The organism is Paeniglutamicibacter psychrophenolicus, assembly GCF_030812255.1.
Classification (GTDB): Bacteria; Actinomycetota; Actinomycetes; order Actinomycetales; family Micrococcaceae; genus Paeniglutamicibacter; species Paeniglutamicibacter psychrophenolicus_A.
In genome coordinates, this window is record NZ_JAUSSH010000004.1 from 193,343 (window position 1) to 214,564 (window position 21,222).

18 protein-coding genes are annotated in these 21,222 nt (G+C 67.2%); 6 read left to right on the plus strand and 12 right to left on the minus strand.

Annotated elements, in window-relative coordinates:
• Positions 1–36: 36 nt before the first annotated feature.
• From J2T21_RS08210 to J2T21_RS08220, 3 genes are all read right to left on the minus strand, one after another.
• Positions 37–1,905: a M23 family metallopeptidase gene (locus tag J2T21_RS08210; protein ID WP_307580334.1), complete on the minus strand. Its 1,869-nt coding sequence runs from the start codon at positions 1,903–1,905 to the stop codon at positions 37–39.
• Positions 1,906–2,408: 503 nt separating this feature from the next.
• Entirely contained in the window at positions 2,409–3,800 is a 1,392-nt protein-coding gene (locus J2T21_RS08215; RefSeq protein WP_307580336.1) for a M23 family metallopeptidase, read from the minus strand.
• A 203-nt stretch (positions 3,801–4,003) separates the two neighbouring features.
• Positions 4,004–4,678 carry a TrmH family RNA methyltransferase gene (locus tag J2T21_RS08220; RefSeq protein ID WP_307580338.1) on the minus strand — a complete coding sequence of 225 codons (675 nt, stop codon included), beginning with the start codon at positions 4,676–4,678 and terminating at the stop codon, positions 4,004–4,006.
• 155 nt (positions 4,679–4,833) lie between these two features.
• Between J2T21_RS08220 and corA the strand changes: the two genes are divergently transcribed.
• Together corA and J2T21_RS08230 are read left to right on the plus strand one after the other, a co-directional pair.
• Positions 4,834–5,841, plus strand: a complete 1,008-nt coding sequence (gene corA / locus J2T21_RS08225) for a magnesium/cobalt transporter CorA (protein ID WP_071214638.1) — start codon at positions 4,834–4,836, stop codon at positions 5,839–5,841.
• A 134-nt stretch (positions 5,842–5,975) separates the two neighbouring features.
• A complete protein-coding gene (locus tag J2T21_RS08230; RefSeq protein WP_307580496.1) occupies positions 5,976–6,770 on the plus strand; it encodes an HAD-IIA family hydrolase in 795 nt (264 codons plus the stop codon).
• 80 nt (positions 6,771–6,850) lie between these two features.
• Here the strand turns inward: J2T21_RS08230 and J2T21_RS08235 are convergent, their stop codons facing one another.
• The 3 genes from J2T21_RS08235 to J2T21_RS08245 all read right to left on the minus strand — a co-directional run bounded on the left by J2T21_RS08235 (position 6,851) and on the right by J2T21_RS08245 (position 9,823).
• A complete protein-coding gene (locus J2T21_RS08235) occupies positions 6,851–8,056 on the minus strand; it encodes an amidohydrolase family protein (protein ID WP_307580340.1) in 1,206 nt (401 codons plus the stop codon).
• Positions 8,057–8,136: 80 nt separating this feature from the next.
• The gene (locus tag J2T21_RS08240; RefSeq protein WP_307580342.1) at positions 8,137–9,399 is read right to left on the minus strand and encodes an MFS transporter; all 1,263 of its coding nucleotides are present in this window, start codon (positions 9,397–9,399) and stop codon (positions 8,137–8,139) included.
• A 70-nt stretch (positions 9,400–9,469) separates the two neighbouring features.
• Positions 9,470–9,823: an ArsR/SmtB family transcription factor gene (locus J2T21_RS08245; protein WP_307580345.1), complete on the minus strand. Its 354-nt coding sequence runs from the start codon at positions 9,821–9,823 to the stop codon at positions 9,470–9,472.
• A 157-nt stretch (positions 9,824–9,980) separates the two neighbouring features.
• Here J2T21_RS08245 and J2T21_RS08250 point away from each other — a divergent pair, with 157 nt between their 5' ends.
• The 4 genes from J2T21_RS08250 to J2T21_RS08265 are packed head-to-tail and all read left to right on the plus strand — an operon-like array spanning position 9,981 to position 14,959.
• The gene (locus tag J2T21_RS08250) at positions 9,981–11,609 is read left to right on the plus strand and encodes an ABC transporter substrate-binding protein (protein ID WP_307580346.1); all 1,629 of its coding nucleotides are present in this window, start codon (positions 9,981–9,983) and stop codon (positions 11,607–11,609) included.
• Positions 11,606–12,619, plus strand: a complete 1,014-nt coding sequence (locus J2T21_RS08255; protein WP_307580348.1) for an ABC transporter permease — start codon at positions 11,606–11,608, stop codon at positions 12,617–12,619. Before J2T21_RS08250 ends, J2T21_RS08255 begins: the two co-directional genes overlap by 4 nt.
• Complete coding sequence (locus J2T21_RS08260; RefSeq protein ID WP_307580349.1) at positions 12,612–14,258, plus strand: ABC transporter permease subunit; 1,647 nt, start codon at positions 12,612–12,614, stop codon at positions 14,256–14,258. Before J2T21_RS08255 ends, J2T21_RS08260 begins: the two co-directional genes overlap by 8 nt.
• Positions 14,255–14,959, plus strand: a complete 705-nt coding sequence (locus tag J2T21_RS08265) for an ABC transporter ATP-binding protein (protein WP_307580351.1) — start codon at positions 14,255–14,257, stop codon at positions 14,957–14,959. Before J2T21_RS08260 ends, J2T21_RS08265 begins: the two co-directional genes overlap by 4 nt.
• A gap of 45 nt (positions 14,960–15,004) precedes the next feature.
• On the opposite strand, the gene J2T21_RS08270 is transcribed toward J2T21_RS08265, so the two are convergent.
• From J2T21_RS08270 to ureC, 6 genes are all read right to left on the minus strand, one after another.
• Complete coding sequence (locus J2T21_RS08270) at positions 15,005–16,105, minus strand: ECF transporter S component (RefSeq protein WP_307580353.1); 1,101 nt, start codon at positions 16,103–16,105, stop codon at positions 15,005–15,007.
• Positions 16,106–16,627: 522 nt separating this feature from the next.
• On the minus strand, positions 16,628–17,524 hold the full coding sequence (locus tag J2T21_RS08275) for an urease accessory protein UreD (RefSeq protein ID WP_307580355.1): 897 nt from the start codon (positions 17,522–17,524) through the stop codon (positions 16,628–16,630).
• A gap of 5 nt (positions 17,525–17,529) precedes the next feature.
• Positions 17,530–18,144 (minus strand): urease accessory protein UreG, encoded by a 615-nt coding sequence (ureG, locus tag J2T21_RS08280; RefSeq protein WP_307580358.1) that lies wholly within the window; start codon positions 18,142–18,144, stop codon positions 17,530–17,532.
• A 46-nt stretch (positions 18,145–18,190) separates the two neighbouring features.
• Positions 18,191–18,892 carry an urease accessory protein UreF gene (locus J2T21_RS08285; RefSeq protein ID WP_307580360.1) on the minus strand — a complete coding sequence of 234 codons (702 nt, stop codon included), beginning with the start codon at positions 18,890–18,892 and terminating at the stop codon, positions 18,191–18,193.
• Entirely contained in the window at positions 18,873–19,346 is a 474-nt protein-coding gene (gene ureE / locus J2T21_RS08290) for an urease accessory protein UreE (RefSeq protein WP_307580362.1), read from the minus strand. The genes J2T21_RS08285 and ureE overlap by 20 nt, the downstream gene beginning before the upstream one ends.
• A gap of 28 nt (positions 19,347–19,374) precedes the next feature.
• Positions 19,375–21,087 carry an urease subunit alpha gene (gene ureC / locus J2T21_RS08295; RefSeq protein ID WP_307580364.1) on the minus strand — a complete coding sequence of 571 codons (1,713 nt, stop codon included), beginning with the start codon at positions 21,085–21,087 and terminating at the stop codon, positions 19,375–19,377.
• Positions 21,088–21,222 lie beyond the last annotated feature (135 nt).

The window sequence follows — 21,222 nt, forward strand, 5'->3', positions numbered from 1 at the left end:
CAAGGGCGCCGGTTCACGGCGCCCCTGACATGCGATTCACTTGTCGGCGGCCGCTTCACCCCCCGTGTCGGCGGGTGCATCGGCTGCGCTTTCGGCGGCAGGCTTGGCCACGGGCTCCGGGGCCTTGGGCTTGACTGCTTCGGCCTTCGCGGGGGCCGGAGCCGGTGCGGCGACCTTCTTTACCGGGGCAACCGGTGCCTTGGGTGCCACGGGCTTCGGCTTGGCCACGGGTGCGGCCTTGACGGCTTCGACCGGGGCCTTCGGCGCGGCGACCGTCTTTGGGGCCGGTGTTGCGACCTTTTTGACCGGAGCCGGTGCTTCGGCCTTCTTGGGTGCCGCTGCTGCGACCTTCTTGACCGGAGACGGAGCCTCGGCCTTCTTGGGCGCCGGAGCGGAGACCGTCTTGGCCTCGGGTTCCTCGGCAGGCTTCACCGGCGGCTGTTCGACGGCGGGCGCCTTCTGGACCGCGGGGGCTTCCTGGTCGGATTCCTTCTTCGCCGGTTCGATTTCGGCTGAATCCGTGGTGGTCCCGTCGTCCTTGGGAGTGGACGTCTTCGGTTCGGATTCCACCTGAGGCGCTGCGTCTTCGGCCTTCGGTGCAGTTGCCCCGTCCGTTGGTCCGGTCGAGGGCCCATCGGCCTCGGTTTCCGGAAGCGGGATCTCCAGCGTCGGAACCTCGTTCACCTCGGGCAGCGGGGTGGTCGTTTCCGGTGCCTCGGTGGTCGGGGCGTCCGTTTTCGGGTCCGGGGCCTGGGTCGTTGGAGACTCGGGTGCCGGCGTGGTCGGAGCCGGCGTGGTCGGAGCCGGCGTGGTCGGAGCCGGCGTGGTCGGAGCCGGCGTGGATTCCGGCTTCGGCTTCGGCTTCACCTGAGGTGCCGGAGCCTGGGCGGTCGGTGCAGGCTTGGTGTGTGGCTTCGGCTTCACCTGCGGCGCAGGCTTCGGCTTTGCTTCCGGCTTGTGTGTTGCCGGTGGCTCAGCCTTCGGTGCAGCGACAGGCGCCCGGTGCCTGGTTGGTGCCGGACTTGGGTTGTGCGCGTGAGGTGCCGAGGCCCAACGCGCCGGGAAGTCCGCCGCGCCGCCCTCGGATGAGCGGGGTGCCCCGGTGTTGCGGATCGGTTCTGCCGCGATGGTGGTGCGGCGCGAATCGATCATGGGATTGGGCTGGCCCGAGATCGGAGGCAGGAAGTTCCGTGGATCATTCCAGCGCCCATTGATGATGACCTCGAGGTGCACGTGGCAACCCGTGGAGTTCCCCGTGGTGCCGCTCAACGCGATGAGCTGGCCCTGCTTGACGATGTCGCCCACCTTGGCAATGAGCCGGGAATTGTGGCTGTAGCCGGTGCGCACGGAGGACCCGTGGTCGATGGTCACGCGCATGCCCGAGTGCCCGGCCCAGGCCGACTGGATCACCACGCCGTCGGCGGATGCATACACCGGCGACCCGCACGGAACGGCATAGTCCTGGCCGATGTGGATCTGCGTGCCTGCACCGGTCGGGTTGTGTCGCCACCCGTACGGGCTGGTGATGTGCCGTGATGTCACCGGGTGCATGAGTTGGATGTTTCCGGGAAGCGCCCCAAGCACTCCCACGTTCTGGCCAACCAGAATGCCGGCGGCATTGGGCTGCGCTGCAGCCCCCAGGCCGGAGCCGGAATGCGCCTGAAAAGCAGGTAAGGCGCCGGCCGGTTCCCCGTCGCTGCCGAGCCCTGAGGCGGTGCTGGTGATTCCCAGCGTCTGCCACGCGATCGCGTCCACGCCGCTGAGCAATGAGACCCTGACCGGCTGCACGTAGGCCGCGGCTTCGTAGTTCGGTGCTTGTACGGGTTGCGGCGCGATTTGGTCCGCGGACAGGCCCAAGCCGGGCGCCCCCGACATCGCCACGGCCGCGGCCACGGCAAGCCCCAAGGCTGAAATTTGTGGGATCTTGTTCGTCGAACGACCGGCTCTGCCCGGCACAGTACCCCTATTGACCTGATGTTTTTTCATCGGTAACAACCCCCTGTTGAGTCACCATGAAGATTTTGCGCAGCCAAATGAGGGAGGTGGTCTGGCCGAGACCAGCGAGTTGTCCGTGTCACCCCAAGTAACTGAACACTTAGGCATCACCGTAACGCACGCGTGCCCAGGAATAAAGAGTTCATTCCACAAGATCCCAATTTGGTTTCACCGTGCCCGGCTTTCCCACACTGGAAGGGATGCGTAAGAGGCGCCGATACGGGCTTGGACGGGCCTATTCTTATTCGCGCGCACTGCCACGACGGGCCCATCATTCCCTGCGCAGACCTAAAAGCTACTGCCCTGTTTGGGAACGCCCGTCACTTCATCGATAATTCCGCAGCGGGCCCCGGGGTGCGGACACCCGTCTGCCCGCAGAGACCGGCTTCTTCGATGCGGGTGGCGTGGAATGACTACGAGGGTTGGGCTGCGGTCGGGGACGACGACAGCGTCGCAGCCGTTCCGTCACCGGTAGTCCCTGCGCCGCTCGAGGATTTCGTACTCGGAGCCCCGAATCCCGAATCGGACAAAGTGCTTGCCGACTCGGTCGGTGCACTGCTCGAAGACGTCGTCGGCATGGAGGATTGGGACCCTGTGGATGCGCTGGACGGCGAATCGGTCGGTTCGACAGGAGTCGAATCGGTCGGTGTCGAGCTGGTCGGGGATGAACTGGGCGGAGGCGTTGTTTCTTCGCTGGGCTCCGGCGTCGGGGTCGGCGTCGGGCTCGCGTCGGGAGTTGGCGTGGCCGAGGGTTCCGGGGATGTGTCGGGCGTCGGGTTGGGAGTGGGGGTCTTGCCCGGTTTGGTGGCTTCGCTTGGCTTGGTCTCCTCACTTGGCTGCGGCGACGCCGTTTCCTTCTCGGGGGCCTTGGTCGATGGTGCGGGCTTGGTCGGTTCTGGCATCGGTACGTCGATGTCGTGCCCGTTCTCGCTTTCGCTTCGGGGTTCCCCGGGGTTGCGGATGGGTTCGGCCGCGATGGTGGTCCTGCGCGAATCGACCATCGGGTTGGGTTGGCCGGGAATCAGCGGCAGGAAGTTGCGCGGATCGTTCCAGCGTCCATTGATGATGACCTCGAAGTGCACATGGCACCCGGTCGAGTTTCCGGTGGTCCCGCTCAGGGCGATCAGTTGGCCTTGCTTGACCACATCGCCGACCTTGGCCACGAGTGTCGAGTTGTGGCTGTATCCGGTGCGCACCGAGGACCCATGGTCGATCGTCACGCGCATGCCCGAGTGTCCCGCCCAGGCCGACTGGATGACGGTTCCGTCCGCGCTGGCATACACCGGCGACCCGCAGGCAATGGCATAGTCCTGGCCGATGTGGATCTGGGTGCCGGCCCCGGTCGGGTTGTTCCGCCAACCATAGGGGCTGGTGATGTGCCGGGAGGAGACCGGGTGGATCAACTGGATCCCCGCGGGAAGCACACCAAGCGGGCCCACGTTTTGACCCACAAGTTGGGCCGATGCCCCGGAAAGGCCCGGCAAGGCCTCGGGGTCGGAGGCATCTGCGACTTTGACGCCGGCCGCGGCGCTGGTGATGTTTTCCGATTCCCAGCGGATCGCGTCGGCCCCGCCGAACAGCCCGACCTCGACCGGCCGGCTAAAAGATGCCTCGTCCACCTGAAGCGGGGCGAAAACCACAGGCACCGCGCCGATCTGGCGACCCGCAAGGCTCGGTGTGTTGGAAACCGCAAGTGCCGCAACGACCGCGATCCCCACGGCAGCGGCCTTGGCTGCCTCTGGTTGCCTGCGCACCTTGAATGGCTTGGGCAGCGGGAGCGGGTGGTTGACGTGATGCTTCTTCACCAGCGGATCTCTCCGTTCCCCGTGTTGAAACCATGCCTGCCGCCGACGCGCGTACTCGACGTCGTTCCCGCGTTGGGAACCGTGACTGCACATGCCCACCGCACGGGGGCCGAGCGCCCAATACTCACGTTAACGGAACAGCGGCGGGGAAAGAAGGGATATCCGCCATACGTTTGGCTTTCAGGCCAACCGGCTACCTTCGGCTAGACAGTCTGGTTGAAGACGTGACGCCTGATCCACGCATGCATGGCGATGCCGGCAGCCGATGCCGCGTTGATTGAACGGGTGGAGCCGAACTGCTCGATCGACAGTGTCGCTTCGGCACTCTGGTGGACTTCCTCGCTCAGGCCCGGGCCTTCCTGGCCAAAGACCAGCACGCAATTGCGCGGCAGTTCATAGGTTTCCAGCTTTTGGGAATCCGGGAAGATGTCGATCCCGATGATCGCCAGTCCCTCCTCCTTGGCCCAATCGACGAAGTCCTCGACGGTGGGGTGGTGGCGCACGTGCTGGTAGCGGTCGGTGACCATCGCCCCGCGCTTGTTCCAGCGGCGGCGTCCGATGATGTGCACTTCCTTGGCCAGGAAGGCGTTGGCGGTGCGCACGACCGTGCCGATGTTCATGTCGTGCTGCCAGTTCTCGATGGCGATGTGGAAGTCGTGGCGACGTTCGTCCAGGTCCGCGACGATCGCCTCCATGGACCAGTAGCGGTACTTGTCTGCCACGTTGCGCCGGTCCCCGGTTTCCAGCAACTCGGCATCGAAGTGGTCACCGGAAGGCAGCTCGCCCTCCCACGGGCCAACACCCACCTCGGGGCGCTCCTCGTGGACCGGATCGTACTCGGTGGGCTCTGGTGCGGGGGTTTCAACGGCGGAAGTCACGTCTTAAGGGTAGTCGCCAATCCCCTGCCGCCGGATTCCGGGTGCTGCGCGGCACACCCGGAGCGCCGCTCCCGCACCCGGCCGGTTGATGGCAAACTGGCCTAAGGCACTTTTGACCCGCCGGGAATCCCCGGCCCGGCATGCAAGGAGGATCCATGCCCATCATTGACAATGCGATTTACGTTTCGGGCAAGCGCGTGATCCATCCGCCGGATCTCAGCTCCACATTCGAATCCATGAAGGAGTGCGGCGGCATGGCCTGGCTCGGGCTCTACCGTCCCGATATGGCCGAAATGCAGGAGGTCGCCGCGGAGCTCGGCCTGCACGAGCTGGCGGTGGAAGACACCCTCTCCGGCCACCAGCGCCCCAAGCTGGAGCACTACGGCGACCACCTCTTCGTGGTCTTGCGCCCGGCCCGTTACATCGACGAGTCCGAAAAGGTCGAGTTCGGGGAATTGCACGTCTATGTCGGGGTCGACTTCGTGGTCACCGTCCGCCATGCCGAATCGCCCAAGCTGGCCCAGGTGCGCCAGCGGCTCGAGGACGAGCCGGGGCTGCTGGGCATCGGCCCGGCAGCGGTCCTCTACGCGGTCCTTGACCAGGTCGTTGACGAATACGAGCCGGTGTTTGCCGGACTGAGCAACGACATCGATGAGATCGAGGACCAGCTGTTCTCCGGGACCTCCCACGTCTCGCGGCGGATCTACGAACTGTCCCGGGAAGTCATCGAATTCCAGCGCGCCCTGGCACCGCTGGACGACGTGCTGGCCCGCTTGCGCAGGGACTTCAGGCTCAGCGACATCTCCGAGGAAGACGCACTGGAACTTGACCGCAAGCTCATCGACGTCCAGGACCACGCGATCCGGCTCACCGAGCGCATCACCTCCTTCCGGGCCCTGCTGACCAACGCCCTGTCACTGTCCTCGACCCTGGCCTCGCAGCGGGCCACCGAGGCCGGCCTGGCCCAGAACGAACAGATGAAGAAGATTTCCTCATGGGCGGCGATCATTTTCGCCCCGAGCCTGGTCACCGGAATCTACGGCATGAACTTCAAGCACATGCCGGAACTGGAATTCAGCTTTGGCTATCCGGCGGCGATCGGGCTGATGCTGGCACTGGCCGTGAGCCTCTTTGCCATTTTCAAGAAGAACAATTGGTTATAGCCTCCGCAATCCCCGCCCACGGCCGCGGAACCTGAAAGACTGGTTCACAGCAGGTTGTCTCTTGAAAGGAACACCCACTCGTGCCAACGCATGAACCACGCAACGTCCACGACATTGAATGCTGGCTCACGGACATGGACGGGGTGCTGGTCCACGAGAACCAGGCCATCGACGGCGCCGCGGACATGATCGAGCATTGGGTCTCCACCGGCAAGCGCTTCCTGGTGCTGACCAACAACTCCATCTACACCCCGCGCGACCTGCGCGCCCGGCTGCTGTCCTCCGGGCTCGATGTCCCCGAGGCGAACATCTGGACCTCGGCCATGGCCACCGCGGAGTTCCTGCGCCGCCAGCGTCCGGGCGGACGCGCCTTCGTGATCGGCGAGGCCGGGCTGACCACCGCGCTGCACGAGGCCGGGTTCATCCTCACCGACCAGGAGCCCGAGTACGTGGTGCTGGGCGAAACCCGCACCTACTCCTTCGAGGCCATCACCAAGGCCATCCGGCTGATTGCCGCGGGAGCCCGCTTCATCACCACCAACCCGGATGCCACCGGCCCCTCCCCGGAAGGGTTGCTTCCGGCCACCGGATCGGTGGCTGCACTGATCACCCAGGCCACCGGGCGCGACCCCTACGTGGTGGGCAAGCCGAACCCGATGATGTTCCGCTCGGCCCTCAACCGGATCGACGCGCATTCGGAGACCACCGCAATGATCGGGGACCGCATGGACACCGACATCATTGCCGGGATGGAGGCCGGGCTGCTGACCATCCTGGTGCACACCGGGATCACCAAGCCCGGCGATGTGGCGTCCTTCCCGTTCCGCCCGGACCTGGAGCACGATTCGGTGGCAGACATCCTGTCCGAGCTGCGCGAGGGGCGCGCCGCCCACCACGCGGGTCCGGCCTCAGGACCGCACGAACACTAGGCCGCTCCTGGATCCCAAGGCGGCAGTGCCCCGCAACGGGCACTGCCGCTGTCCGTCAAGAAGTCAAGGATCAGGTCCTTCTAGAGCATTTCCAGCTGGTCTGCCACGACCCGGCCGTCATGGATGACGGTGCGGTCGGTCCCGCGGTCCATGACGGCGCTGGTCACGGTCTCTCCCGCAAGCAACACGATGTCCGCACGGTCCCCGACCGCCAGTCCCGGACGGTCACTGGTCGAGCGCAACCGGGCCAGGCCCCGGTCCATGATGCCCGCGCCGCCCCAGGTGGCAATGGCCGCCGCGTGTTCGATCAATTCGTCCTGCCGCAACCCGTGGGTGAAGGCAAGCTGCCAGGTGCGCGAGAGCAGGTCGCAGTCCCCGTACGGGCTCCAGTAGTCGCGTTGTCCGTCCTCGCCGAGCCCCACCCGGATGCCGGCCTCGGTCATGGCCGCGAGGTTGAATTGCTTGCCCGAAGTCGCCGGTGCAACCGTGGCCCAGGAGATGTCCAGGGCACTCATGGCTTCCATGACCCCTGCGGTGGCCGCCTCCGAGACGTTGCCCAGCTCGTACGCGTGCGAGAGCGTCACGCGTCCCTCCATGCCCAGGGCGCGGGTGCGTTCCATGATGAGTTCGGTGCTGAAATGCGCCAGGTGTCCGGGCTCGTGCAGGTGGATGTCGACGTCCACCTGGTATTTCTCTGCCAGACCGAACACGATGTCCAGGTGCCGCACCGGGTCCCGGTCCAGCTGGCACGGGTCGATGCCGCCCATGACCGTGGCGCCGAGTTTCAGGGATTCCTCCAGGTAGGCCACCGTTCCGGGTTCGCGCAGCAGCCCGGCCTGCGGGAACGCCATGATCTGCACGTCGGCGCTGGCGGCGAATTTTTCCTTGGCGGCCAGCACCGCCTCGAACTTCTCGAGCTTGCAGTCGACATCGATCTGCGCGTAGCTGCGCACCCGGGTGGTGCCGTGCGAAATCATGCGTTGCAGGGTTTCGGCGACCCGCTCCGGCAGCGGGGCCTCGGCCTTGCGCCAGTTGTTGCGGTCGTTGAGCATCATGCCCCAGACCCCCGGTGCCCCGGTGTGTTCGCGGAAGGGCAGCCCGATTCGCGTGGAGTCCAGATGCACATGGACGTCGGAGAACGCGGGAAGTGCCAGCCGCCCACGGCCCTCGATGCCACCGGCTACCGGGAGGCGTGGGTTGTGCGGGGAAACGGAGCCGATCAGTCCGTCGGTGACTTCAAGGTCCACCGCTTCGTTTCCCCATGGCCTCACGTTGCTGATGAGCACTGTGCATTTCCCCTTTGCTGGTTGCCTGCCGCGTTCCTTCGGCCTCACGGTTCCCAACTCTTCCACGCGGGAATCGCCGGTCAAGGCATTTGGGGTGGCTTTGCCTGGTCTTCTTCCCCGTGGCTGCCGGCGGTTGCGATGTGGGTCATCGATTTCCAGACCAGCAACAGGATGATGAACGAGCCGAAGAATCCGAACCAGAACGGCGCCCGGTAGCTGAAGACCTGGCCCAGCACGCCGCCGAGCAGGGAACCGGCGGCGATGCCGCCGATGCTGCCGAGCATGTACACCGAGTTGATCCGGCCACGCAATCGATCGGGCACCGCCCGCTGGCGCACCGTGGAGGAGACCGAGCCCCAGACCAGGGCGTGGATGCCGAAGAGGAACAGGATGGCCATCGCCAGCCATGCCTGGTGGGTGAGCACCAGGGCCAGGTGCGTGGCGGTTTCCAGGACCAGTCCGGTGCGCAGCAAGGTGGCGTAGCTGAAGCTGCGTTCCAGCCACGGGAAGAGCAGGGAGCCAATGATGCCGCCCACGGCGCTGGCGCTCATCAACAGGCCGTAGCCGATTTCCCCGAGCGCCAGCTGGTCCGTCGCATAGAGCACCAGCATCGCGAATGTGGCCCCGAAGGTGACGTTGAAGCAGGTGATCAGGATCGCCAGGGTGCGCACGGCAAAATGCCTGCGCATCCAGCCGAGTCCTTCCCGGACCTCCAGCAGCATCGAGGTGCCCGGTGCCCTGGAGCTTCCTGGTGCCGGCAGCGGGACGGCCACCTTGGAATAGAGCACCACGGCCAGGGCCAGCAGCGCGGCAAATCCCGCGTATGGAAGCGAGTGGGATATCGCGAAGAGCATGGCTCCCAGCGGTGGTCCGGCCAGTTGATTGGTCACGGTGATGGTGCCAAAGAGCCGCGAGTTGGCCAGCCCCAGCTGCGCGCTGGGCACCAGTGTGGGGATCAGCGAGGTGGAGGCGTTGTCCGCAAAGGCCTCCGCGGTGCCCAGGAGGAACAGGCATCCGTAGAGCACCGGCAGGCCCAGCGCTCCGGAGAAGATGATGGCGGCCAAGGAGATGATCACCAGCATCCGCAGGAGGTTGACCAGGATCATGAGCTTGCGCCGGTCCACCCGGTCCACCACCGCACCCGCGAGCAGCCCGAAGAGCACCCACGGGATCTGCTGGGCGAAGGGTGCCAGGGCCACGGCCAACGGGTCGCGGGTGATGGTGGTGACCAGCAGGGGTCCCGCGGCCAACAGCATGCCGTCGCCGAGGTTGCTGGTCGCCGCACCGGCCCACAGCCAGCGGAAGGGAACCGGCAGCGACGAAGATGGTTGCTTGGTGGTCACGGACCCCAGCGTACGGGCTGCCCCGGCTCCAGGCGTTGGCATGTCGGAATGCCCGTTGGGAGATTCCCAGTCAGTGCTGCGGGTGCTCGGGGTGCAACTCCGAATGCGGCGCCTGCATCTGGTGCAGCAGCCGGTGGACATCGGGGTGGGTCAGGGTCCAGCGGCGGTAGCGGCCGTCGGCGCGCACGCTCACCACGCCCGCCTTGTGCAAGGTGGCCAGTGCCTGGGTGACGGTGTTGGCGCCAAGTGCCGTGGCGGAGGCCAGCTGGCTGACCGAGGAATCCGGGGCGGCATGCATGGCGATGAGGATCTTCATCCGCGTGGCGTCCGCAACCAGGGCAAAGACGTCGATCCAGTCAGGCATGTTTGGCGCCGAGGCGGCCACCGCGTCCGCCCCGATCTTGCTGTGTTCCGTTTCCGGCATGCGGTCCTCTCCTTCCCTTCGTTGCGGGCTGGTGCCCAAGCTCACCGGACTCATTCCCCGAACCCTTTATCTGTCTGTCCAGACAGATGTACAGTAGGGGCGTTGCCGCATCCTGTTTGCCCGCCGGTGACCTGGATGAAAGGCCTAAACCCCGAACGTGCGCAATCCACAACGCCTGACGACGCTGGCCATTCTTGCCTCCATTCTATTGGTCGGCACCGGTTGCGCGCCCGCAGCGCCCGGGTCCGGCAGGGAAGGGCCCGCCCAGCCCTCGCTGGCCCTGCTCACCGCGGCCCTTCCCGAGACGCTTAACCCGCTGGCCGGATTCGACAACAATGGCACGGGCAAGATCAACGAATCCCTCTACACCCTCACCGGCTCCCCCGACCACTTGCCGCAAATCACGCCCCTGCTGGCAGCGGACGAACCAACCGTATCCGCCGATGCGCGCACGTGGACGGTACCGCTGCGCCAGGATGCCCGGTTCAGCGACGGAACCACCTTTGATGCCGCGGATGTCGTGGCAAGCTACAAGGCCATCATGGATCCGGCGAGCGCCTCGCCGGTCCTCGGCACGCTCTCAAACGTCGTGGACGTCAAGGCCCTGGACCCACACACCGTCGAATTCACGCTGCGCGAATCCCAGGTCTCCTTCAAGACGGCCATGCTCATCGGCATTGCCCCGTCCGAAACCATCGAGCCCGGACAACGGGTCGAGGAATCGACCTTGAACCGCAAACCGGTGGGCACCGGACCCTACCTGGTGGATTCGATCGGCCCCTCGCGCCTGGTCCTGGTGGCCAACCCAGAATACCGCGACGGCGAGGTCGCGCTCAAGCGCGTCACCTACGAAGCGGCCCCCGATGACAACGCCCGGGCCCAGCGCATGCTGGCCGGAGAATTCGACGGCACCGTGCTGCCCCCGCGCCTGGCGGCAACCTTCGCGGCCAACCCCGCCTTCGAGCAGGTGACGGCCACCTCCGCGGATTGGCGCGGACTCTCCCTGCCGGCGGACAACCCGCTGACGTCCGACCCGAAGGTGCGCCTGGCCCTGAACCTTGGGGTGGACCGCCAGGGACTGGTCGACGGGGTCCTGGCCGGCACCGGGCGCCCGGCCCACACCTTTGTGCCGGCCGAGTACGGGGATGCCTTCGACCCCGCGGCCGTCTTTGCCCACGACCCGGCCCGCGCCGCCCAGCTGTTGGACGAGGCCGGCTGGGTTCTCGGAGACGACTCCATGCGCTCCAAGGACGGGGCCCCTGCCGCGTTCACGCTGATGTACAACCCCGGGGACCAGCTGCGCCGGGACTTGTCCCTGGCGTTCTCCGCCCAGATGAAACAGCTGGGCATCGACGTGCCGGTCGAGGCGGCGACCTTCGAGATGGCCGAGCCGCGGGTGGGCACCGATGCCATCATGCTCGGTGGCGGCGACACCCCCTACGACGTGGACACCCAGCTGTACAAGATGCTGCACTCCTCCTACCCGGCCACCGGCGCCTACTACGACAACCCGAGCAGGTTCGCCGACCCGGCCATGGACCGGGCCCTGGAAACCGGACGCACCACCCTGGACGAGGCCAAGCGGGCCGCGGCGTACCGCGAGGTGGCGCGCCTCTACGTCACCGAGCCCTCGATGGTCCTGCTCGCTTTCATCGACCACACCTACATCCAGCGCACCTCCGTCTCCGAGGCCTGGACCGGCACCGGGACGCTGCTCGAACCCCACGACCACGGCACCGCGTGGGGCCCGTGGGTCAAGATCGGCCAATGGGTCCCGAAGCAATGAGCACGCACGTCCCGCCGGCGGGCACGCAACGGCGCCGTTCGAGTGCCGGCGAGGCCTTCTCCCTGCTCGGACGCCGGGCCCTGGTGGGGATCCCGGCCACGGCGGCGATCACCGCTGCGGTCTTCTGGCTCGCATCCCTGGCCCCCTTCAATCCCCTGGCCCTGTACATGGGCACGCAATATGAACACGCGACCCCGGGCCAGCGCGAAAAGCTGGCTGCCGAGCTGGGGCTCAACGACGCCTGGTACGCGATCTGGGGGCGCTGGGTCTCCGGCGCCCTGCGCGGGGACTGTGGAACCTCCCGGCTCTTTGGCCAGCCGATGGCCGACGTGGTTTCCGAACGCCTCCCCTACACCGCGTTGCTGGTGGGGCTCGGGCTCGTGGTTGCCATTGCGCTCTCGGTGCTGCTGGCGGTGGGTGCGGCCCGGCGCCCGGGCTCCCTTGTTGACGCCGTGGCCCTGGGCCTGGTGCACATTGCCCAGGCGATCCCGCCCTTCGTCCTGGGCCTGGTGGCCATCGCCGTCTTTGCGATCGGCCTGGGCCTGCCGGCCGGTGGCGCCGCGTCGGGCGGGGCCGACCCCACGCCCGCGGGCCTCGCCCTGCACCTGGTCCTGCCCGTGGGCGTGCTGGCGGTGACCCTGCTGCCGTGGCTGGTGCTGAACCTGCGGGCCTCGGTGCTCGAGGCGCTGGAATCCGACGCGGTGCTGGCCGCGCGTGGCCGCGGGCTGGGCGAGTTCACGGTGCTGCGCACCCATGTGCTTCCGGTGGCGTTGCTGCCGTTCATGACGGTGGTGGGTTCCAGGCTCGGCGAGCTGGTCACCGGGGCGCTGCTCATCGAGGCGGTGTTCTCCTGGCCCGGCCTGGCTTCGGCCACGGTGTCCTCGGCGACCGCCGGCGACTTCCCGTTGCTGGCCGCGGTGACCGCGCTGACCTGCGCGGCGGTCTTTGCCGGCTCCGCGTTGGCCGATGCCTGCTACCTGCTGCTTGATCCGCGGGTGGGCGATGTCTAGGCCCCGCCCGCTGCCCCTGGTGCTGCTGGGGCTTGCCCTCGCCTACGCCGTGCTGGTTCCGTGGCTGCAACCCCTGGATCCGCGCGCGGTGGACCTGTCCGCGGTGCTGCAAGCCCCTTCCGGGGAGCATTTCTTCGGCACCGACCAGTTGGGCCGGGACGTGTGGATCCGGTCGGCCCAGGGCCTGCGCATGTCCCTGCTGCTGGCGCTGGGTGCCTCGGTGTTCTCCACGGTGCTCGGTGTGGGCGTGGGGCTGCTGGCCGCCTGGCGCGGGGGGATCGTCGACCGCATTGCCATGCGCCTGGTGGACACCACCAACGCCCTGCCGCACCTGTTGCTGGCGGTGGTCATCGTGGCCCTGTGGCGCGGGCAGTGGTGGGCGATCGTGCTGTCCATTGCCTTGACCCACTGGACGCAGGTGGCACGGATCGTGCGCTCGCGGTTGCTGGCCGAGCGCACGGCCGACTACGTGCAGCTGGCCCGGGCTTCCGGAGCCCCGGCGGCAGCGATCTGGTGCACCCACCTGGTTCCGGCTGTTGCGCCGCAGGCCGCCATCGCGCTGGTGCTGCAGCTGCCCCATGCCATCTGGCATGAAAGCTCGCTCTCCTTCCTGGGGGTCGGCTTGCCTCCCGAATCGGCATCGCTGGGCCTGCTGCTGGAGGATGCCCGCGGCGGGCTGCTGGCCGGGGCCTGGTGGCTGCTGGTGTTCCCCGCCGGGCTGCTGGTACTGGTCAGCTGGTGCACCGCTTCGATCATCGACACCGCGGGGATGTCCAGGCGCCGCCGCCGACTGTCCCGGTTCCCCGGTCAAGTTCCCGGCACCGGCACGGCAGCATCCGCGGCCGCTGCAGCCACCCGCTCCGCCGCGGACCATGCCCCCGGCAGTCCGGCGATCCTGGTTTCCGGCCTGGACCTCCGGCTCCCCTCGACCACCGACCCGCGGGCAAGCACGTTGGTGCTCAAGGGAATCGACTACCGGGCCGAGGCCGGGCGCATCAATGTCATCCTGGGGGCCTCGGGGGCGGGCAAGTCCCTGCTGCTGCGGACCCTGGTGGGGCTGCTGCCCGCCGGTGCCCGTTTCACGGGAAACATCGCGCTCAACGGGCAGGCACTGGATGCGGCCGGGCTGGCCGCCGCGCGGGGCACCGACACGGTCCTGGTGCCGGGATCCTCCGGCACCGCGCTGAACCCCGTGCGCAGGGTTGCCGCGCAGATGCGGCAGACCCTCCGGGTCTCCGGGCGGCCCTGCTCCCGGGCCGAGGTCTTGGCGGCGCTCGGGGCCGCCGCCGTCGACGGCGCGCTGGCCGGGCGCCACCCCCACGAACTTTCCGGCGGGCAGGCCCAGCGCGTGGCCCTTGCGCTGGGCGTTGCCGTGGGCTCACGGATCCTGCTGGTGGACGAGCCCACCAGCGCATTGGATGTCGATACGGTTGGCCTCATCGAAACGCTTCTGCGGGGCCGGGCAGCGGCGGGCACCACCGTCGTCATGGTCACCCACGACCTCGAGCTGGCCCGCCGCATCGCCGACCATGTGGCGGTCCTCCGGGACGGGCGGATCGTCGAATCCGGCACCGCCGCCGAGGTGCTGGCGAACCCGGCGCTTCCGGAGACCGGCGTGCTGCTGGGGGCGCCGGCATGAGCCTGGAACTGAGGGATGTCTCCTACACGCACCCCGGGACCGACCCGGCTGCGGGGAGGCTGCTTGACGGTCTAGACCTGTCCGTGGGCGCGGGGGAAGTCACGGGGCTCTGCGCCCCGTCGGGTGCCGGCAAATCGACGCTGCTGCGCATTGCCGCCTTGATGGTGCCCGCGGATGCGGGGACCGTGCGCATCAACGGGCAGGAATTCTCCCGCGGCACCCCGGTGCCGCGGGAGGTGCGCCGATCCGTGGGAGTGGTGCTGCAGTCACCGCGCGCAGCGGCCGATCCGCGGATGCGCCTGGATGCCCTGGTCTGCGCCCCGCTGGCCTTTCGCGAAGGTGCATGGCGTCCGCGGCCGCGGCGCCACTCCGGACGCCTGGCCGAATTGGCCGAACTGGCGCAGCTGGATCCGGAGCTCCTACACCGCTACCCGCACCAGGTCTCGGACGGGCAGCTCCAGCGGGCCATGGTGGCCCGTGCCCTGGCGCTGGACCCGGACGTGCTGATCTGCGACGAACCCACGGCCCAGCTCGATTCCGAAAACACCGCTGCCGTCCTGGGGATGCTGGCGAACCGTGCCGCAGCGGGGGCCGCTGTCCTCATCGCCTCGCACGATACCGCCGCGCTGTCGGGGGTCGCCGACAGGATGCTGGACCTGGCGGGGATCAACCGGGCAGGAGATCGTGCCGGGCACGCCTAAAACCCGCATGCCGCCAGGTGGACAGGTCCCGGACGGGGAGACGGCTCACGGCGAATCGGGGACCTGTTTCGAGAAGCCCCGCCGGGGCCCGGACCCCGACCCTTGGACCGACAGGTTGGCGGGCCCTGGACGGGAACCGTTCCCGGCACCGCGGACGGGGTTGCCGACCGCTTTCAAGTGGAGCATCACGTCGGCGCTCAGGGTGTCGTAGAACGGAACCTCGATCCATCGCCGCACGGCACCCAGCGCGCCAAGGACAATGAAGCCGGTCAGTAGTTTGTCGGCCAACGAATGAACCACATTCGATCCCAGGACGGCCACGGACAGGGGATTGCCCATCGCCGCGAGGTTCCGGGTCGTGTTCTCCGAGGCGTGGCCGGTTCCGCCGTTGAACAGCAGGACCAGCAACGTGGTTGCGACCACCGAACAGCTGAGGGCGACCAGGACATTGAGCAACAGGTATCTGGGGAAGGTTTGGCACAGCCGGAGGCTGCGTGCCCCGTACCCCCACACCAGGGCGCCGACGACGTTGACCAGCGCGAAGGCAATCGATGAAGAGTCGGTGATGCCCAGGCCAATGGCGTTCGTTGACAACCCCACGGCCACGCCCGCCCAGGGGCCAAGCGCGATTGCGGCTATCGCCGTGCCCACCATGTCGAAGTAGAGCGGCAGCCCCAACCTGGCCACGAGGGTGAACCCCAAGACGTTCAAAACGATACATGCCAAAATCAGCATGAGTTTTCGGCCATTGGCCGGAGCCGCCGTTTCGGCCACCTCGGGCAGCGGGTCCGACGGGGCCGGTTCGGGCATGACGGCCGGCGCCGGCAGCGGATTCCTTCTGGCCAGAAGGCACCGCTCCTCCCATTGTGCGGCCTCGATTTCGGAGGCCCCAAGGACGCGGGAAATTTCGCCGACGAGATGGGGGTTGACCCGCGTGCGTCCGGTCCGGAAGGCGTCGTAGACGGTGGTGCGGGCCGGTCGGGCACTGCCGGCGTCCACGCCGTTGCGTTCCCGGTGGGCGGCAATGCGCCGAACGATCTCGGCGTAGGCTACGTCGCCGGCGGCGAAGCGCAATCGCTGCAGGTCCTGCGCAATTTCGTCATACGAGCCCGCAGGGGCTTCCACTGCACGGGGCTGGTCGGTCATTCGGTCCTCTTTGGCAACGGTCGCGCGATTCCCGCGCAATGCATTACCTGCAATCTTAGGCATCCGGCCGCCCCGCTAGGAACGTTGTGACGATCCGTTCGGAAAATTCGGCCTTGTTCGGGGTTGTTCGAGAATCGGCAGTTTGGGCATTTTCGCTTGCCGCGTCAGCTATCTTGGGAGTTGGGTGGCGGCCAGCGATCGAAAACCAGGCGTCTCGATCTTGGGTTCTGGCCACCGAGAGCCTCGGCCCGCGACACCATGGGATGTCCAGGCCCTGGGTATATTACTCAATTGGAATTTGATACCAGGGCGCTGCCTGGCATCCGGAAGCGGGAACCACGGCGGTCTCAGGACGATCGCCCGTGTACTCGGCACGACCAAACTTGGGGGCGTGCCGGGTACAGGGGCCGGTCGGCAAGCCCGAACCTTGCGCGCGGCGGGAGAACACGAAGCTGGCTCCCTGCGCAAGCTCCCCTCGGTCCGGGTGCCGCGCCGCCGGCATTGGCGTGTGGGGCGCACGCCCTAGTACTTTCGCAGGTTCAGCGGCTTTTGGCCCCTCAGGTGGAGGCGAAGCTCGTCGACCACGGCCATCAGGACCGCGTTGATGGCCTCGGTGGAGTTCGACAGTGCCCGCACCGCGACGCCCGGGCCCGGCACCTGGCTGATGCCCAGGTGCACCGGCGTGCGCTGTGCTTCCCCGATGCGGTAAGCCAGCTCGCGGATGCGTTCGACATCCGACGCCCCGATCTTCGCATCGATGGCCAGCAGCATGCCCACGTGCGTGAAGTCCTGCAGGAAAAGCAGTGAGTCCAGCGAGTCCTCCCCCGGCCGCACCAGCAGGTTGTCCAGCACCGCGAGCTTGCCTCCCACGCTGACCTCGGTGCGCAGGCGCACCTCGTCGTAGCGGAAGGGCTTCCCGTCCGGGCTCCACCCTGGGGTGAGCACCTCGCAGAACAGCAGGCTGGAGTCCTGGTGCATGTCCACCCGCGTGTACTGCCGGTAGCTGGCTCCGCGGTAGGCAATGAGCTGGTCGGGCACGTATTCGAGCACCGCGCCCGGCCCCAGGCGCACCACCATGTCCTGGCGGGCAAAGGTCCCCGGGGTCTTGTAGACCTTGGTCGCCGACTGGGTGGTCAGCAGCAGCGAGGTGTCCTCGTCCACCGAGACCTCGATGCCGTAGTTGTCCCCGCCCAGGTACCCGCCCCCGGGGTTCACGATGGTGTAGCAGACCTGGGCGGTGTCATCGAGGTAGTGCGGGCGCAGGATCCGCAGCGCGCCCTGGTGGTACTGCCGCGTGGCAATGGCCTTGCCGGCGCGCGTGCCCACCTGCAGGCGCAGCTCGCCGACAATCTTGGTTCCTTCAAAGGGCGAGGGGCCCAGCTCCCGGATCGCCGGCTGTTCGGCCATTTTCGGTGCCATTGGCCCTAGCCCAGATCCAGCATCAGCACCTCGTGCTTGAGCCAGTCGATGACGGTGTCCAGTCCCTCGTCGGTCTTGAGGTTGGTGAAGCAGAACGGCTTCTCCCCGCGGAACTCCTTGGAATCGCGCTCCATCACCGACAGGTCGGCACCCACATACGGGGCCAGGTCGGTCTTGTTGATGATGAACAAATCCGACTTGATCATGCCCTGGCCGGCCTTGCGCGGGATCTTCTCGCCCTGGGCCACGTCGATGATGTAGATGGAGAAGTCCACCAGCTCCGGGGAGAACGTCGCCGAGAGGTTGTCTCCCCCGGATTCGACGAAAATGACCTGCAGGTCCGGGTGCTTGGCCTTCAGCTCCTCGATGGCCGCCGAGTTCATGGAGGTGTCCTCGCGGATCGCGGTGTGCGGGCAGCCGCCGGTCTCGATGCCGATAATCCGGTCCAGCGGCAGCACGCCGTTGGCGGCCAGGATCTTGGCGTCCTCGATGGTGTAGATGTCGTTGGTGATCGCGGCCATCGACACCTCGTCGTTCAGCCGCCGGGTGATCCGCTCGATCAGCTGGGTCTTGCCCGCTCCCACGGGTCCGCCGATGCCAATGCAAATCGGTTCCATCATGCACTTCCTTACTTTCGTGGGTTTCGCGCGCCGCGTGTCCGTCCGGTCAGGACATGAACATGCGGGCGCGCAAGTGTTCGTGGCGCATCTGCGCTATTTCCAGGCCCGGCGCCGCCGCGCCCAGGTCTTCCTCGTCCAGGGTGAAGATCGTTTCCACGGCCGCCAGCACCGGGGCATGCATGGCCCGCAGCACCCGCTGCCCGGCGTTCTGCCCGATCGGGATGCCGCGGATCGCGTTCTGCGTCAGCGAGGTGATGGTGGAGAACAGGTAGGCGGCCACGGTGTCCGCGCACGGGGCGCCGGCACCTTTCGCGCCCAGGGCGAAGGCGATGCCCGGATGCCCGGAGCACGCCCCGGACTCCACCTGCAGGCGGTACGCTTCCAGTTCGGGCGTGGGGAAGACGCTGGTGGCCACATGCAGCATGCGCGCACCCATCTTCACCCCGGCCTCGCGGATCTGCCGCGGCACCGCCGCGGCGGTCACCAGCGCATCGAGGCGCGCCAGCTTTTCTCCCCCGGCGGCCTCGTGGGCCAGGCGCACGGTGAGCCCGTCGGTGTAGGCCAGCGACTGGGACAGGAACTTCTCCAGCCACAGCGTGAAGCTGGCCTCGTCGTGCACCGCCCGGGTGGACAGGTAGCTTTCCAGGCCCAGCGAGTGGCTGAATGCGCCGGTGGGCAGCGCCGAGTCGGTCAGTTGCAGCAGCGTGAGCAGGTGCCCCGCCGCCTGCCTAGTGGGTGTGTTCGGCATGGCGGAACGGCACCGGCATCACGCGTTCCCGGCGCTGGTACGGCGTGTGGTGGTGCTTGAGGAAGTCCTCCACGGTGTGGTCGTACTGCACCACCATCACCGCCGCCCCGTAGTCGGAATCCGCGTCGAAGAACTGGGCCTGCAGGTGCCGGTTGCCCAGCGCGTGCGCGACCTGCCCCATCTCGAAGACGGATCCCGGGGCAATGACCAACACATCGGTGGGCAGCACCGAGATCGTGATGATCTCCTGCTCGTTGCGGAACAGGATGTCCCCGTCGGCAAGGTCGGGTCCCGGGGCCAGGCGGATGCCCAGCTCCCGCCCGTGGTCGGTGGTGACGCGCTGGATGCGCTTGACCAGTGCCGAGGAGGGCAGCACGACTTTTTCCTCGTGCAGCTTCGCCAGCTCGGCCGCGGGAACATCTTTCTTGTTCCCCGATAGCTGCTCGATGATCATGAAACTCCTTGTGGTTCTCGCCGTCGGTTTAGAAGAGGAAGTAGCGCTGGGCCATGGGCAGCACGCTGGAGGGCTCACAGGTGGCCAGCACGCCGTCGACGGTGACCTGGTAGGTTTGCGGGTCGACCTGGATGTCCGGGGTTTCCCCGTTGAATTTCATGGCTGCCTTGGTCAGCGAGCGGATCCCCGACACCGGGCGGATGACCTTGCGCAGCCGCAGGCGTTCGGGAACGCCCTCCTCGATGGCTGCCTGGGACAGGAAGGTGATCGAGGATTGGTGCACCGCTGTGCCCAGCGCACCGAAGTTCTCGCGCAGCGTGCGCGGCTGCGGGGTGGGGATCGAGCCGTTCGCGTCGCCCATCAGCGACTGCACGATCAGCCCGCCCTTGATCACCATCTCCGGTTTCACGCCGAAGAAGGCCGGATCCCAGAGCACCAGGTCGGCGAATTTGCCTTCCTCGATGCTGCCGACGGAATCGGCGATGCCGTGGGCGATCGCCGGGTTGATGGTGTACTTCGCCACGAAGCGCTTGATCCGGAAGTTGTCCCCGACCTCCGGGTCGCCCTCCAGCTTGCCGCGCTGGCGCTTCATGGCGTCGGCGACCTGCCAGGTGCGCAGCACCGTCTCCCCGACGCGTCCCATGGCCTGGGAGTCGGAGGAGGTCATGGAGAACACGCCCATGTCGTGCAGCACGTCCTCGGCCGCGATGGTCTCGGCGCGGATGCGCGAGTCGGCAAAGGCCACGTCCTCGGGGATGTCGGCGTTGAGGTGGTGTGCCACCATGAGCATGTCGAGGTGCTCGTCCACCGTGTTGTTCGTGTACGGCAGGGTGGGGTTGGTGGAGGCCGGCAGCACGTTGGGCAGGCCCGCCATGCGGATGATGTCAGGTGCGTGCCCGCCGCCGGCGCCCTCGGTGTGGAAGGTGTGGATGACGCGGCCGTCGATGGCCTCGATGGTGTCCTCGACGAAGCCGCATTCGTTCAGCGTGTCGGCGTGGATGGCGATCTGCACGTCGAATTCGTCGGCGATCTTCAGGGAGTTGTCGATCGAGGAATGGGTTGCTCCCCAGTCCTCGTGGATCTTCAGGCCGATGGCTCCGGCCCTGATCTGCTCGGCCAGCGGTGCTCGCGCGCTGGCGTGGCCCTTGCCCAGGAAGCCGATGTTCATCGGCAGGTTTTCCACGGCCTGCAGCATCCGGGCGATGTGCCAGGGGCCGGGGGTCACAGTGGTCGCCTTGGAGGCGTCGGAGGGCCCGGCGCCGCCGCCGATCATGGTGGTGACGCCGGAGGCCAGCGCCACGGGGATCTGTTGTGGGCTCACGAAGTGCACGTGGGTGTCGATGGCCCCGGCGGTGAGGATCTTGTGTTCACCGGCAATGATGTCGGTGGCTGCACCGATGGTGATGTTGACCCCGTTGGTGATGTCCGGGTTGCCGGCCTTGCCGATCTTGAAGATGTGCCCGTCGCGCAGGGCCACGTCGGCCTTGTAGATGCCGGTGTAGTCCAGCACCACCACGTTGGTGATGACGGTGTCCGGGATGTCCTGGTCGCGGGTCATCTGGCCGTTTTGGCCCATGCCATCGCGAATGACCTTGCCGCCGCCGAAGACGACCTCGTCGCCGTAGTTGGTGTAGTCGTGCTCGATCTCGGCCAGCAGCTCGGTGTCTGCCAGGCGAATGGCGTCCCCGGTGGTAGGCCCGTACATTTCCGCATAGTGCTTGCGGCTCATCTCGAAGCTCATGCCTGGTCCTCCTCCTTCGTCTCGTCCTTCGAAGCCGACTCGGCTTCCGCCTTTTCGCTTTCCTCGGTTGCGCGGCGCACCTCGTCGGGGTGTGGCGGCAGGGATTCGTCGACCTCGTCGACGCCGAAGTCGGTG